The 16027-nt window shown below is 70.0% G+C and carries 5 protein-coding genes; all 5 read left to right on the top strand.

What is annotated here, in order from left to right; genetic code table 11:
• Positions 1 to 91 precede the first annotated feature (91 nt).
• Genes ABGA98_RS24275 through ABGA98_RS24255 form a run of 5 tightly spaced genes read left to right on the top strand, consistent with a single transcriptional unit; the run spans position 92 to position 15991 of the window.
• On the top strand, positions 92 to 5767 hold the full coding sequence (locus ABGA98_RS24275; RefSeq protein WP_347620684.1) for an amino acid adenylation domain-containing protein: 5676 nt from the start codon (positions 92 to 94) through the stop codon (positions 5765 to 5767).
• A complete protein-coding gene (locus ABGA98_RS24270; protein ID WP_347620683.1) occupies positions 5761 to 8982 on the top strand; it encodes an amino acid adenylation domain-containing protein in 3222 nt (1073 codons plus the stop codon). Before ABGA98_RS24275 ends, ABGA98_RS24270 begins: the two co-directional genes overlap by 7 nt.
• Entirely contained in the window at positions 8979 to 10295 is a 1317-nt protein-coding gene (locus ABGA98_RS24265) for an MFS transporter (RefSeq protein WP_347620682.1), read from the top strand. Before ABGA98_RS24270 ends, ABGA98_RS24265 begins: the two co-directional genes overlap by 4 nt.
• Positions 10282 to 11034, top strand: a complete 753-nt coding sequence (locus ABGA98_RS24260) for an alpha/beta fold hydrolase (protein WP_347620681.1) — start codon at positions 10282 to 10284, stop codon at positions 11032 to 11034. The genes ABGA98_RS24265 and ABGA98_RS24260 overlap by 14 nt, the downstream gene beginning before the upstream one ends.
• 19 nt (positions 11035 to 11053) lie before the next feature.
• The gene (locus ABGA98_RS24255) at positions 11054 to 15991 is read left to right on the top strand and encodes an amino acid adenylation domain-containing protein (RefSeq protein ID WP_347620680.1); all 4938 of its coding nucleotides are present in this window, start codon (positions 11054 to 11056) and stop codon (positions 15989 to 15991) included.
• The last annotated feature ends 36 nt before the right edge of the window (positions 15992 to 16027 follow it).

The raw sequence follows: 16027 nt of genomic DNA, 5'->3' as shown, positions 1-16027 counted from the left end.
GCAGCGAGAACGGCTGGCCGCACTGCGCCGGGGCCGTGGGGCAGGGCACTCCACGTCGGCGATCCCGCGGACGGGTCGAACCCACGCGCCGATGTCAGCAGGGCAACGGCGGATCTGGTTCCTCAGCTCGTTCCTTCCGGACAGCAGCGCCTACCACATCGCCGGCAGCTATCGCGTCACCGGAGACGTGTCCCCGTCGGCACTGCAGCGCACCGTTCACAGCCTGGTCGATCGGCATCCCGCGCTGCGCACCCGGTTCGAGAGCGTGGACGGCGAACCGGTCCAGATCATCGTCCCCACCTCCGAAGCCATCACGGACGTGCGCACCGAAACGGCTTCGGACACAGCCGTCGACGGGCTGCTGGCCGACTTCTTCCGCGAGCCGTTCGACCTTTCCTGCGGCCAACTGTTGCGGGTCCTGCTGATCCGCACCGGCCCGGCCGAGTCCGTGCTCGCGATCGTCATCCACCACATCGTCGCGGACGGCTGGTCGCTGAGCGTCTTCATACGCGAGTTCACCGCTCTGTACAGCGAGTTCGCCGCCGGGACGCCCGCCCAGCTTCCCCCGGTTCCGATCACGTACCTCGACTACTCGCTCTGGCAGCGGGACCAGGAGGACACCGAGGGGTACCGAGCGCACGCCCAATACTGGAAGGACGCCGTGTCGGGCAGCTCCGAGGTCCTTGAGCTACCCGCGGACCGGCCGCGCCCCGCAGTGCAGAGCTTCAGGGGCGGCCGGCGTAGGTTCGAGGTGCCTGCGGCCCTGCGCCGCGCGGTAGAAGGGCTGGCCCGCGAGCACGCCGCAACGCCGTACATGGTGCTGCTGGCCGCGTTCGACGTTCTGCTGCACAGGTGGAGCGGACGTTCCCGGTTCACCTGCGCCACCCCCGTGGCCAACCGGCCCCGGGTGGAGTGCGAATCGGTCGTCGGGTTCTTCGTGAACACGCTGGTGCTGCCGGCAGACCTCTCAAGCGATCCCACCTTCGCGGAAATGATCGATCGGGTGCGGCGAACCTGGCTCGACTCCCTTTCCCACCAGGAGTACCCGTTCGAGCGGCTGGTCGAAGAGCTGTCTCCGGAGCGTGTGCTGTCCCACAACCCGCTCGCCCAGGTGATGTTCATCCTGCAGAATGCGCCGGCCAGCGCCATGGAGCTGGCCGGCGCGCGGCTGGAGCCGCTTCCCGCGAGCACCGGCACCACCAAGTTCGACCTCACGCTGGAGCTCTTCCCCCGCGACGAGGGATACACCGGCTTCGTCGAGTACGCCGTCGACCTCTTCGACGACGAGACGGCCGCCCGCTTCGCCGATCACTACCTCCACCTCCTCGGGGCACTGGTCGCGGAACCCGGGCGGCGTATCGCGACCGCGCCGATGCTGACCGGGCCCGAACGACGGCAACTGGCCGAATGGAACGACACGGACAGCGACCTGCGGCCAGGAACCAGGGTCACGGATCGCATCGCCGCCGGGGCCGCAGCATATGGCGACCGGATCGCCGTGCAAGTGGCCGGCCTCGAATTGACCTATCAGGAGCTTTCCGACCGCGCGGGGCGCATTGCGCGACTGCTGCGTTCCCGGCACGGGGTGGGAACGGACCGGCTCGTCGGTCTCTGCCTGCGCCGCTCGCCGGAGCTGGTACCCGCCTTGGTCGGCGTCCTCGCCGCCGGCGGAGCATACGTCCCGTTCGACCCCGGCCAGCCCGCCGGGCGCATCGCGGAGCTGGTCCGTGGCAGCGGCGTGGAGGTCCTGCTGACCACGACAAGCTGCCGGTCGGCGTTGGCGGGCGTTGACCCCGGGATCGCCATCGTCTGCCTGGACGACCCCGCGACGCTGCGGCTGCTGGCAGAGCAGGACCCGTCCTGGCCACGGCTCGACGGCGGTTCCGACGACCTCGCCTACGTCATCTACACCTCCGGCTCCACCGGAGAGCCGAAAGGCGTGATGGTGGAGCACCGCTCCATCCTCAACCGCCTCGTGTGGATGCAGCGCGAGTACGGATTGCAGGCCGGTGACCGGGTGCTGCAGAAGACCACCTACACCTTCGACGTCTCTGTGTGGGAGTTCCTCTGGCCCCTGATGTACGGGGCAACGCTCGTGCTGGCCTCCCCCGACGCACATCGGGAGCCCCGGCAACTGGCCTTCGAGATCCGCGACTTCGGCATCACTCATCTCCACTTCGTGCCCACCGCGCTGTCGACCCTGCTGGCGTCCGAGACGCTGGCGGGCGGCGCGCTGCGCCGGATCTTCTGCAGCGGAGAGGCGTTGTCCTGGGAGCTGTGCGAGCGTGTCCACGCCGACTGCGGGATCGCTGTCGACAACCTCTACGGGCCGACCGAATGCGCGGTGGACGTCACGTACTGGCGATGGGATCCGGCTGCCGGGGTGCCGTCGATCGGAGGGCCGGTCGCCAACACCCGGGCGTACGTGGTGGACGAGTACGGCAATGAGGTCGGTGTCGGCCGGCCGGGCGAGCTGTGGATCGGCGGAGTGCAGGTCGCCCGCGGATACCTCGGCCGGCCGGATCTCACCGCGGAGCGCTTCCTGCCGGACCCCTTCTCGGGCAGTACCGGTGACCGCGTCTACCGCACCGGCGACCTGGTCCGCCGACGCCCGGACGGACTGCTGGACTTCCTCGGCCGCATTGACGATCAAGTGAAGGTGCGCGGCTTCCGGGTCGAACCCGGCGAGGTGGAGACCTGCCTGCGCCGGCAGCCGGAGGTCTCGGACGCGATCGTGCTGCTGCGCACGGATGCTGCCGGTGACGGTCAGCTTGTGGCTTACGTGGTGGCGGACACCGCCCGGCTGGGCGCCAGACGTGAGGCGGCCACCGTGGCCGACTGGTCCGACGTATTCGACCGGGCATACGAGGAGGGCGAACCGACGCACTCGCCGGGGCTGAACTTCAAGGGCTGGAACAGCAGTTACACCGGCGAGCCGATACCCGAGGCGCAAATGGTGGAGTGGCTCAACGCCACAGTCGACGCGATCAGCGCCACCGGGGCCCGCAGCTACCTGGAGGTCGGCTGCGGCACCGGGCTGCTCGCCTTGCGCCTGGCACCGGGTGCCGAGAGCTATCTCGGCGTCGACGTCTCCGCTGTCGGCCTGGAGCATCTGGCCGGCGAGACAGCACGGCTCGGCCTCACCGACCGGCTCGAACTGCGTCGGCTGGCGGCCCACGAGCTGTCCGTGCTGAAGGAGGAGGGCCGCTCCTTCGACTGCGTGGTGCTCAACTCGGTCGTGCAGTACTTCCCGGCCCAGGACTATCTGAGCGACGTACTGCGCTCCGCGGCCGGGCTGCTCAACCCCGGCGGCTGCGTCTTCGTCGGCGATGTCAGGAACCTTGCGCTCGCCGGGGCCTTCCACCGATCCGTACTCCGGCACCACGACCCCGCCGGCGACGCGGCGGGGCTGGCCGCGCAGGCGGGCCGCCGGGCGGCGGAGGAGACCGAACTGCTCATCGACCCCGGCTACTTCGCTGAGCTCGCCGACACGGTGCTGCCGCTGCGGCACGCGCGGGTCACGGTGAAGCCGGGGCGGGCCGGCAACGAGCTCACCACCTACCGCTACGACGTCCTGCTCTCCACTCACGAGGAGACGGCCGAGGCTGCGGAGTACATGGACTGGTCCACCGCCGTCGGCACGCTCGAGCGGCTGCGCGCGGCGCTGGAGGCGGCCGACGGCCGCGTGCTGGCAGTGGACGGCATCCCCAACGCCCGGATGGCGGTAAAGGGCGGAATCCACCCCGACGACTTGGCCGAACTGGCCAAGGAGCTGGGTCTGGAGGCCCAGGTCACATGGTCTCCGTCGGGCGTTCCCGGCAGCCTGGCGGCGCTGTTCCACCAGGCGAGCGCCCCCATCGTCGTCCGGCATCCGGTCAGCCCGCCGCACACCAATTCCCCGGCTGCGGGACAGGCGCTGCGTGCCCTGCCCCAGTTGCTGCGTCATCGGCTGCGCGACCTGCTTCCCGACTACCTGGTCCCCAGCACGGTAATCCCCGTCACCGCACTGCCCACGACCGAAAGCGGCAAGATCGACCGCGCCGCGGTGGCTCGCATACCTGCCACGCAGCCGGCCGCCACTGGCCGCACGGCGCCGCGAACCCCCACCGAGCGGCTGGTGGCGGACGCCTTCTGCGAGGTACTCGGCGTCGCAGAGGTCTACGCGCAGGACAACTTCTTCGAGCTCGGAGGCGACAGCATCAAGAGCACCCGGGTGGCCGCGCGGGTGCGCCAGGCGGGCCACAGCGTGCAGATCCGCTCGATATTCGCCCATCAGACGGTGGAGCGGCTGGCAGAGTTCCTGGACACGAAGGGCCGCTCACCTGATGAGGTTGACGGGTCTCGCCCAGCCACGCAGCATGCGGACGGCCTCGTCCCGGCGTCTCCGCTGCAGCAGCACATGCTGCGCCGGCTCCCGGGCCGCGGCACGGACGGCGTCTTCGTCGTACAGCGCGTACTGCGCTACCACGGCGCCGTGGACGCGAAGGCGGCCGCCGATGCCTGGTACGAGACGATCGCCGCCACCGCGATCCTGCGCACCGGGCTGGTGTCCACTGCCGACGGGCCGGTCCAGCGCCCTGGCATCGCGGAGGCCGGCTCCATCATCGAGCACGACTGGTCAGGCCGCGGCGACGCCGAGCGCATGCTGCGGGACTTCCTGGTGGCCGACTGCGAGCGGGGCTTCGACCCAGCCGATGAGATCCCGACCAGGTTCGCGTTCCTGCGGCTGGGACCGGAGCACGGGTGCTGGGTGATCACCATGGACTACCGCCGGCTGGACGGCTGGAGCTTCACCATCTACCTGGGCCGCTTCCTGGACGCCTACCACCGTCTGGCTGGGAGCACCGGCGGCGGGGCTCTCCCGCCGGCCACGGAGTTCGACTACCGCCGTTACGTGGCGTGGCGCACCGAGCAGATGCGAGCCGGTGGCGTGCGCGACTGGTGGCGCGCACGGGCTGACTCGCTGGAGCACTTCGAGGTGACACCCGTCGAGCGGCTGTCCAATCGCGACTTCCACGTCGTGCAGACCACCTTGGACTCTGCCACCATGCAGCCGTTCGCCGCGGCCTGCCGGGCGGCAGGCGTCACTTCCGCCGCAGGTGTCCAAGGGCTGTGGGGAGCGGTGCACACGCGTCTCGACGGGCGCGGACAGCCCCAGTTCGGGGTCACGACCTCCGGGCGCTCCGCAGAGGTGCCGGGCATCGAGCACGCCATGGGGATGTTCATGAACACGCTGCCGGTGGGCTGGTCGGCCGGCGAGGGCGACTCCGTACGGCACTGGCTGTGTGGAGCGTCGTCAGCACTCCTCGATCTGATGGAACACGACATGATCCCTCTGCCCGTCCTGGACGACCTGGCGGGCGTGCGGGAAGGTCGGGCGCTCTTCGACTCCTACGTCGTCTACCAGAACGCCCCGCCGGCCCATGTCGGCGAGAGCGATGCCGGGTTCCGGCTGGTGGACGAAGCCCCGGTCGCGTATGCACGACAGGACCACCGGCTGCGCTTGGACGCCTTCCCGAGCGACGACGCCCGGGTGGACCTCGTCCTCTCCGGCTACGAACCCGCCGCCCGGCTGGCGGAGTACCTGACGGCCCTGCGCGATGCCGCCCTCGGCCTTCATCCCGGTGCGCTCGACCTCCCGATGGGGCACCTGCTCGACCACCGCCCGCCCGCCTCCCCTCCGGTGGTGGACAACGACCTCCTGGTGGCCACGATGGCGCGCGGCGAAGCGTTTTCGGCGATCATGGACAGGGAGGAGCAATGGTGACCGGCGACAGCACGCTCCCAGAGGCCTATCCCGCCTCGTTCGCACAGCAGCGACTGTGGTTCGTCGAGCAACTGGTGCCCGGTACCCCACAGCACAACGTCGCCCGCTGCTACCGCGTGCAGGACGGGACGGTGGACGTCGAAGCCCTGCGTCAGGCCATCACGGCCGTTGTAGCGCGCCACGAGTCGTTGCGCACGTCGTTCGGCTCTGCTGACGGCGCACCCGTCCAGATCGTGGTGCCGGCCGCGGAGCCGACGGTCGAGGTCATCGACACCGAAGACGTCCGGCGCGCGCTCCACGCCTTCGAGTGCGAGCCATTCGACCTGTCCCGGCCGCCACTCGTCCGGGTCGCCCTGATCCGCGGGACCGAGGGGAGCGTGCTGGCGTTCGTCCTGCACCATCTCGTCGCGGACGGCTGGTCGATGGGCGTCCTCGTCACCGAGATCTCGGAGTTCTACCGGGCCGCCCTCGACGGCACCGTACCCGGGCTGGACCAGCCGCCCCTCCAATATGTCGACTTCACGATCTGGCAACGGGCTCAGGCCGAATCCGCAGATGCTGCCCGGCAGCTTCGCGCCTATGCGGACGAGCTGGCCGGAGTGCCGCATCTGCTGGAGCTCCCGTACGACCGGCCGCGTCCAGCGGTGCCGTCCTTCGTCGGCGCCGTGCACCGCTTCGACATCCCTGCCGAGACGGTGTCCGCACTGGAGCGGCTCGCCCAACGCTCTGGGGCGACGCTCTACATGGCCATGCTCGCCGCCTGGTTTCTCGTGCTCAGCCGGTGGTCCGGGGCATCGGACCTGCTGGTGGGCACGCCCGTGGCGGGTCGCACACGCAGCGAGACGGAAGAGCTCATCGGGTTCTTCGCCAACACGCTGGTACTGCGCGGGGACCTGACGGGCGACCCCTGCGCAGAGGAGTTGCTGGAGCGCGTACGGGACCGGTGCATCGCGGCGTTCTCCCGGCAGGACGTTCCGTTCGAGCGGCTGGTGGAGGAGCTCGCTCCTGAGCGCAGTCTCGGTCACAATCCCCTCGTCCAGGTCATGTTCGGCTGGCAGAACACCCCGGCCGGGCGACTGGAGCTGCCCGGCACGCGGTTGGTGGCGGAAGATCTGGAGACGGCTACGGCGCAGGTCGACCTCACCGTGAACCTGACTCCGGCCACCGACGGCAGGCTGACCGGAGAAATCTTCTACTCCACCGAGCTGTTCGAGGCCCGAACAGCGCACAGGTTGGCTGAGCACTTGCGGACCGCCGCGGCGGAGCTGGCGAGGGACCCCGGCCGCCGGGTGTCGGAGATCGACATCCTGGGTCCCGCCGAGCGGGCCGACTTGCTACGCCTCGGCGCCGGACGGGAGCCCGCCGGGCCGCCCGAGCCGCTCCCCCAGCGGATCCGCCGCTACGTGCGCACCCACCCCCACCGGGTGGCTGTCACGGATGCCGACGGCTCGTGGAGCTACCGTGAGCTGCTGCAGCACGCCGACGCCGTCGCAGCCGCCCTGCTGCGACTCGGTGCCGGTCGCGGGGACCAGGTCGCCGTGTGCCTGCCGCGCAGCAGGTTCATGGTTTCGACGCTGCTCGGAGTGTGGACGGCCGGGGCCGCGTATGTGCCGCTCGACCCGGGCTACCCGCAGGCCAGGCTGGCGTTCATGGTCAAGGACAGCGGGAGCCGCCTCCTGCTGACGACCAAGGAGCTCGCGGACACACTTCCGTTCGCCGACTGGACCGGACCCGGGCCCGACGCCGCGGTCGTCTTCGTCGAGGACCTCTCTCCATCCGGCTCCGCCTCCCCTGACCTGCCGCCCGCCCGGCTGGAGGACTTGGCGTACACGATGTACACCTCCGGGTCGACCGGGCAGCCCAAGGGCGTCCTGATCGAGCACGGAGGGCTGGCCAACCAGATCGAGTCATTCGCAGACGCGCTGGGCCTGAGCGAGGGCGACCGCATGCTCGCCCTGACGTCCATGTCGTTCGACCCGGCCTGGCTGGAGCTCTTCCTGCCGCTCGTGGTCGGCGGAGTCGTCGTGGTGACCGGCTCCGACACCGCCCGCGACCCCGAGCGGCTGCACGCGGTGCTCTGTGATCAGGAGGTGACCATCGCACAGGCCACCCCGACCACCTGGCGGCTCTACTGCGACCACGCCGATACCCGGCCGCCGCTACTGCGACAGGTACTGACAGGCGGCGAGGAGCTGTCTACGGCCCTGGCCGGCCGGCTGCTGCGGCTCGGAGTGCGCGTGCACAACGTGTACGGGCCCACCGAAACGACGGTCTGGGCGACACGCGCCGAGGTTACGGACCCTGCCACGGTGTCCATCGGCCGCCCCATCGACCGCACCCGGGTATTCGTCGTCGATGCGGCGGGGGGCCTCGCCCCGATCGGCGCAGTCGGCGAGCTGTGGATCGCGGGCGCGGGCGTCGCGCGCGGCTTCACCGATTCCTCCGCGACGGCTGCCAGCCGCTTCGCGACCGGACCGGACGGGACGCGAGCCTACCGTACCGGCGACCTGGCCCGCTGGAACCCCGACGGCACCTTGCGGTTCCTCGGCCGGGCCGACCACCAGGTCAAGATCCGGGGACATCGCATCGAGTTGGACGAGATAGACGCCGTGCTGCGTTCGCACGCGGGAATCGGGGACTCCCTCACCGCCGTGAGGACCGATGCCTCCGGTGAGCGGCTGCTCGTCACGGCCGTCGTCCCGGACCCGGCTGATGCACCGCCCGGCGACCTGACCCGCGAGGCCCGGGAGTGGGCCCGCAGCCGTTTGCCTGACCATATGGTCCCGCGTCGTGTGCTCACCTTGTCCAGCCTGCCGCGGACGCCCAGCGGTAAGAGCGACCGCCAGGCCGTGGCACGACTGGCGGAGCCGGACATGGTGGTCGGCGGGCACGCGCCGCTCGCTGACGGGCTGCAACGCGAGCTGCACGACGTGTGGTGCGACGTGCTCGGCGTCCCCTCGGTGAGCGTCACCGAGAACATCTTCGACCTCGGGGCCACCTCGTTGACGACGGTTCGGGTCAAGCAGGAGCTGTCCCACCGGTACGGCATCGACCTGCCGCTGACCGATTTCTTCGCATATCCCAGCATCGCCGCGCTCGCCGTCCGGGCGGGCGCAACCGGCGGCCCGCCGGCCCGCTCGCCCGCGGCACAGCGCCGCTCGATGCAGGAGACGGCAGCCAGGCGCCGTGGCGCACGTACCGGCGGACGGCCATGACGATGGCGAGGGCGCAGGGCGAATCCTTCAGGCTGCGTGACGAACCGGACTTCGCACGCTTCTGGACCGGACAGTCCATATCCCTGATCGGGAGTGAGATCACCTCGATGGCGATCCCGGTGATCGCCATCCTCAGCCTGGGAGCCGGCGCTCTGGACCAGGGTGTCCTGTTCTTCTGCCAGTTCCTTCCGGCACTGTTGTTCGGGCTGCACTTCGGCACCCTCATCGACCGCTTCGCGAAGCGCTCGCTCCTTGTCTACTGCGACCTCGCCCGCATGGTCCTTCTGCTGGCGATCGCGGTGCTGCACGTGCTCGACGCGCTCTCCATCGCGGCCCTGGTGGTGATCGCCTTCCTGGTCGGCACGTTCAGCGTGCTCTCGGCCATCTGCGGTCAGGCGTACGTCCCTGACCTGCTGCGTGACAACAGGCTGCTGGACGGCAACACCAAACTGCAGAAGGTCACCACCTTCGCCGAGGTCTCGGGGGGCTCGCTGGCCGGCGCGCTCGTACAAGCGCTGACCGCGCCCTTCGCGGTGATCGTCGATGCCGTCAGCTACGCGGTGTCGGCGTGCTTCATCTCCCGGGTGAGGCTGCCGGGAAGGGTGCCCGATACGGAGGTCCACGAGAAGCCGCAGATCTGGGAAGGGCTGAGGTTCGTTCTGCGCGGAGCAAAGTTGCGAGCCATCACCTTGTGCGCCGCGACCAGCAACTTCTTCAGCGCGATGATGGTGTCTCTGTACCTGTTGTTCGTCATGGATGGCCTGGGGCTCAGCCCGCTCCTGGCGGGGCTGCTGCTGAGCGCGGCCAGTTGCACAGCGCTGGCGACCGGCTTGCTCACCTCACGGGTCACCGCCCGGCTGGGCGTGTCCGGAGCTCTGGTGGCCGGCCAGGCCGTGATGGCCGCCGGCTGCTTGATACTGCCGTTCGCACAGGGCCCGCTCCCTCTGGTCAGCGTGTACCTGGTGGCGTCGCACGGCATCTTCGTGATCGGCATGATCGTGTTCTCCACGACGCAGCTTACCTACCGCCAGCAGGTTACGCCGGCGCGCATGCAGGGCCGGGTGCACGCGGGAAACTACGTGATCACGTACGGCGCATACGCGCTGGGGGCGATGGCCGGCGGACTCGCGGGCGAGTGGATCGGCATCAGGCCGACGCTGGTCATCGGCGCATTGGGGCACATCCTCGCGGCGGCCTGGCTGCTGCCGCGACGGGTCAGGATAACGGCCGAGGACGGCCCGGCGACTGGCCCCGAACGCCGCCCCGACGGCGGCGATGAGGACGAATCGCGAGGCGACTTTGTACATCCGTAGCCTCAAAGAGGCACTCGGCGCCCGGCTCCATGTGGTGGTGTTCCCGGGGGCGGGCGGCTCCTCCGCGCACTTCCGCGAGTGGGCCGGGCACCTCGGGCGGGACGTCCGGCTGAGTGTCGTCGACCCCTGGCCGCTGCACCTCGCCGTCGGCGACGGCGCGTTGGCGGATTCCGCGCGCTTGTTACTGCCCGAACTCTTCACCTTCCAGGGCCCATTGGTACTGGCCGGACACAGCCGCGGAGCCGTGCTGGCCTACGAGACGGCGCAGCACCTGGTGGCGGCCGGTGCCGCAGACCGGTTGGCGGCCCTCGTCGCCATGGCCTACCGGGCCCCATCCTCGCCGCCGCGACGCCGGTTCAGCCGGGAGGACGACGGCACCCTGCGCGAGCTGCTGCGCCAGTTGGGCGGCACTCCGCAGGAGGTCTTCGACGAACCGGAGTTGCTCGATGCCGTGCTGGACCGGCTGCGTACGGAGTTGCGCGCAGCCGAGGATTACACCGATGCGTGGGCCGTGCCGCTGCCCTGCCCGCTGCGGCTCTATCTGGGCCGGAGCGATGAGAGCGTGCCGGCGGCCGAAGCCGGCGCCTGGCAGCGGTCCGTGACCGGCGACTTCGCCGTCCGGATGCTGGACGGCGGCCATTTCTTCCCCTTCGGTACGGGCAGTTCGCGGACGGTCGCCGCGCTGCTCGACGACACCTTGCACCTTGCCCAGGGAGGCACCCATGACAGCGTCCGGTGAGCCTGAGACCGTACCTTCGATGGTCCGACGGGTGGCCGCCCGGCAGCCTGGCCAGGTCGCGATCAGCGCCGAGGACGGGCAGTTGACATACGCGGACCTCGTCACGCGGGCTGGTGGCCTGGCGGCGGCGCTGCGCGAGCGCGGCGTACGGCGCGGCGACCTGGTGGGCGTCTGTCTACCTCGTGGCAGCGACGGAATCGCCGCACTGCTTGCCGTGTGGGCGGCGGGCGCCGCGTATCTGCCGCTGGACCCGGGGTATCCGACACGGCGCCTCGAATTCCTCGCCACCGACAGCGGCTGCACAGCGCTGCTGACCACCAGCGCGCTGGCTCGACGCATCCCGGCGGGCAGAGCGGAGGTCGTCCGCACGGACCTGCTCGACAGTACGGGTTCCGCCGACTGGCCCGCACCGCCAGAGCTCGACGACCTTGCCTACGTCATCTACACCTCGGGCTCCACAGGGGCACCCAAGGGCGTGATGGTGGAGCACAGCCAGTTGGTCGGCCTGGTGCGCTGGCACCGCGACAGTTTCGGGATCGGCCCCACGGACCGCTGTTCCCACCTCGCGGCCGCCGGCTTCGACGCGGCCGTCTGGGAGGTGTGGTCGGCACTCGCGGCCGGGGCAAGCCTGCATGTCGCCCCAGACCAGGTGCGGAAGGCCTTCGACGAGACGCTTGACTGGTGCGCGACCGAGCGCCTCACCGTGGCGTTCATGCCTACCTTGCTGGCGGAGTACGCCATCCGGCACCCGGATCGGGGCCGCCTGCCGTTACGGCTGCTGCTCACCGGCGGCGACCGGCTGCGCACCCGGCCGGTGGACCTTCCCTACACCCTGGTCAACAACTACGGGCCCACAGAATGCACAGTCGTGGCCACGTCCGGCATCGTCGCGCCCGCCGGTTCGGACTCGAACGGGGAAACTCTTCCACCCTCCATCGGCAAGCCGATCGCGGGGACCAGCATCCACCTGGTGGGTGAGAACGGCCGGCTCGCCGCCCCTGGGCAGGCCGGCGAGATCTGGATCTCGGGCACCAGTGTCGCTCGCGGCTATCTGGGCAGACCCGAGCTGACGCGGGAGAAGTTCGTCTCGGCGCCCTTCGCCCGCCGTGCCTATCGGACCGGCGACCTGGCCCGCCTCAACCCGGACGGCACCCTGGACTTCCTCGGCCGCGTCGACGACCAGGTCAAGATCCGCGGCTATCGGGCCGAGCCGGCAGAGGTTGACGCGGTGCTACGGGTCCTGCCCGGCGTACGCGACGGGGTCACGGTGGCCCGGCCCGGCCCGGACGGGGAACTGCGCCTCGTCAGCTATGTCGTCCCCGGGCCGGGGCTGGGCGACGTGCCAGGGCTGCGAGAATCGCTGGCCGCGGCGCTCCCTCCGTACTTGGTGCCGGACACCCTGGTCGCGCTGGACGAGTTGCCGCTGACGCCCCACGGCAAGCTCGACCGGGAGGCGCTGCCGGAGCCGCCGCACGACCAAGCTCCGGCAGGGGCGGCGGACGAAGCAGCCGCCGTCGACGAACTGACCGCACTGTTCGCCGAGGTGCTGGGAGGTCTCCCGGTATCCGCCGACACGGACTTCTTCGCGGTCGGCGGGCATTCCCTGCAACTGACCATGCTGCTCGCGCGCATCCGCGACCGGTACGGGGCCGAGCTGAGATACCGCGACTTCTTCACCGCCGCAACGCCCCGCGCGCTCGCCACTCTGCTCTCGGACCGGGTAGCGGACACAGGCGCCGACTCTGCTGTCGCGACCGCGGACACCGGTGGTCCGGCCGAGGAGGAAGGGACCTGGGAACCGGCTCCGCTCTCGCCGAATCAAGAGCAACTCTGGCTGGCCGGCCAGTTGGCGCCCGGCACGGCCATCCACAACGTCAGCGACGTGTATCGGGTCCAGGGCCGGATCGACCTGAACGCGCTGGAGTGGGCACTCGGCGAGGTCGTTGCGCGGCATGAGATCCTTCGCACCCGCTTCGCCGTGGTCCACGGCAACCCGGTCCAGATCGTGGAGAAGCAGCTCCGGCCGCACGTGGAGCTGGTCGACGCCGAGGGTCCGGCGGCCGTCGAGGAAGCCGTCTCCGCCCTGGCGTCCCGGCCGTTCGACGTGTCCAGCGCGCCCCTGCTGCGCGTGGCCCTGGTGAACGCCGGGCCCGAGACCCGTCTCGTCTTCGTCCTCCACCATCTCGTCATAGACGCCTGGTCAATGGGCCTGCTCCTCAAAGAGGTCGCCACCCACTACCGCGCCCGGCTGGCTGGATCGCCGGAGCCGGCCGTGGCGGCGCCGGTGCAGTACGGCACGTACGCTCGCCGGCAGCACGAGCGCGCCGGCTCAGCGCAGGTGACCGCACTGCGCGACGAGTACGTCCACGACCTCGCCGGCTACCCGCACGTCCTGCAATTGCCGTTTGATCGCCCCCGTCCTGCCGTGCGCACCTTCGAGGGTGCGGCCTGGTCCTTCCACATACCCGCTGACCTCCTGCACCGTGTGGAACGGCTGGGACGTGAGCATGACGCAACGCTGTTCATGACCCTGCTCGCGGCCTACCACATCGTCCTGAACCGGTGGATCGGCCAGGAGCGGTTCCTGGTCGGCTCGCCGGTCGCCAATCGCACCACGGTGCAGTCCGAAGGTCTTCTCGGCTTTCTCGTGAACACGCTGGTGTTGCGTGCCGACCTCGCTGGCGACCCCTCCTTCGCAGAGCTGCTGCGGCGGGTCAAGGACGACTCTCTGGCTGCGCTGGCGCGCCAGGAGGTCTCCTTCGGGCAGTTGGTGGAGGAGCTGAAGCCGGAGCGCTCGTCGGTCTCGACCTCGCTGGTTCAGGCGCTGTTCGTGCTGGAGAACGTGCCGGCCGTCGCGCTCGACCTGCCGGGTGCCAAGCTTTTGCGGCAGCCGGAACCGGTTACGTCCTCCCACTTCGACCTGACCGTACGCTTCGTGCCCACAACAAGCGGACTGGCCGGTCAGGTGGAGTACGCCACCGAGCTGTTCGACGCGGCCACCGTGGAGCGGTTCGCGGACCAGCTGTGCCGCGTGCTGGAGGAGGCCTGCGATGCCCCCCGGCAGCCTGTGGCCGAGTTCGACGTGATCGGTCCCGACGAGCGCGCCGCGCTGGCCGCCTTGGGCACCGGACCGATCCGGCACCACGATCCGACCGTACTGCCCCGGAAGATCCGCACCGTGGCCGAGCGGAATCCGGGCAGCGTTGCCGTGGAGGATGCGGAGGGTAGCTGGACGTACGCCGAACTGTCCGACCATTCCCGCAGGCTGGCCGCCGTCCTGAGCGACCGCGGGGTGACCCGGGGCTCGCTGGTCGGCGTGTGCATGCCGCGCAACCGCCTCATGCTGGCCGGCCTGCTCGCGGTCTGGGAAGCAGGCGGCGCGTACGTGCCGCTAGACCCTGGATATCCGGCGCAGCGGCTGGAGTTCATGATTGCCGACAGCGGAATGACTCATCTGCTGACGGCAGGTGACGCGGCAGGCCACATCAAGCCCGGCGACCAGGTGGACGTGATCCACGCGGACCGCTGCACCCAGGCAGCCGACGAGGAGTGGCCCGACGTGCAGCTCGACGGCGGCGACCTCGCCTATGTCATCTACACGTCCGGCTCGACCGGCCGCCCCAAGGGCGCCATGATCGAGCATTCCTCCCTGCTCAACAATATGGATGCGTACGCCGCAAGCCACGGCTTCGGTGCCGACGACTGCTTCCTCGCCCTCACGTCTCTGTCCTTCGACCCGGCGGGGCGCGAGCTCATGCTGCCGTTGACCGTGGGAGGGCGGACGGCCATCGCCCCGGAGGCGACAGCGGATCCGGCGGTCCTGCACGAGCTGATCCGCCGCCACGGCGCTACCGTGATCGACGTCACCCCGGCCGCCCTGCGGCTTTATACGACCCACACGTCGGCGCCGCCCTCGACCCTGCGGCAGATCTGGTGCGGTGGCGAGGAGATGCCGCAGTCGCTCGCCGAAGCACTTCTCGCCCTGAACGTCAGGGTGTTCAACGGCTACGGTCCCACGGAGACGACGGTTTCGGTCTCGTACGCCGAGATCGCTCCGGGCCAGTCGGTGACCATCGGCCGGCCGATCGCGAACACCCGGATGAGCGTGGTGGACACCTGCGGCCGGCTCGTCCCCCGGGGCACCCCAGGAGAGCTGTTGATCTTCGGAGCGGGCGTGGGCCGCGGCTACCTCAACCGCCCTGAACTGACCGAAGCACGATTCATGACGGCGCCCGACGGATCGCGCGGCTATCGCACAGGCGATCTGGTGCGCTGGACGAACGACGGCCGCCTGCAATTCCTCGGCCGTATGGACGGTCAGGTCAAGATCCGCGGGACCCGGATAGAGCTGGGCGAGGTCGACCACGCGATCCGTGCCTACCCGCAGGTGGCAGACGCCTTGACGATCGCGGATGCCGACCCGGCAGGTGGCAGGCGGCTGGTGGCCTACGTCATTCCGAGGCCTGGAGCATCTGTCAACCCTGCGGCCCTGCGGACGGCGCTTACGGAGACGCTGCCCGTTCCGATGCTGCCGTCCGTCTGGATGATCATGGACGGCGTGGAGGCGTTCCCATTGACGCCCAACGGCAAGATCGATCGCAGCGCACTGCCACGCCCGACAGCAGCCGACGGCAGTGAGGGCGGCGAGCCCGCGACGCCTGCCGAGAAGGCCCTGGCCGCTATCTGGAGCGAGGTTCTGGGCCATTCCGACGTAAGCCGGGACGCGGAGTTCTTCGCTGTCGGAGGGCATTCACTGGCGGCGTTGCGGGTCGTCACCCGGATCCGGGAACGGCTCAACGCGGGCATCTCCTTGACGGACTTGTTCGCGCTCCCCCGCCTCCGTGATCTAGCGGCGCGCATCGACACGCTCCAGCAGTCCCCGGAGGTCGGCACCGTCGAGGCCATCGGCCGCATCGACCGCTCCCAGCACCGAGCAACGGGGACGATTCGCCGCTGACGAGCGCATGCTTGGTAGCAACGCACCGACAGGCTG

Origin of the sequence: Nonomuraea sp. B1E8 (assembly GCF_039871515.1) — a bacterium.
Taxonomy (GTDB): Bacteria; Actinomycetota; Actinomycetes; order Streptosporangiales; family Streptosporangiaceae; genus Nonomuraea.
This window is presented reverse-complemented; position numbering and strand designations above follow the sequence as displayed.

Bases quoted from the DNA above. Each gene is read 5' to 3' on its own strand.
- ABGA98_RS24275 (WP_347620684.1), top strand. From the start codon at position 92: ATGTCAGCAGGGCAACGGCGGATCTGGTTCCTCAGCTCGTTCCTTCCG.
- ABGA98_RS24265 (WP_347620682.1), top strand. From the start codon at position 8,979: ATGACGATGGCGAGGGCGCAGGGCGAATCCTTCAGGCTGCGTGACGAA.
- ABGA98_RS24270 (WP_347620683.1), top strand. From the start codon at position 5,761: ATGGTGACCGGCGACAGCACGCTCCCAGAGGCCTATCCCGCCTCGTTC.
- ABGA98_RS24255 (WP_347620680.1), top strand. From the start codon at position 11,054: ATGGTCCGACGGGTGGCCGCCCGGCAGCCTGGCCAGGTCGCGATCAGC.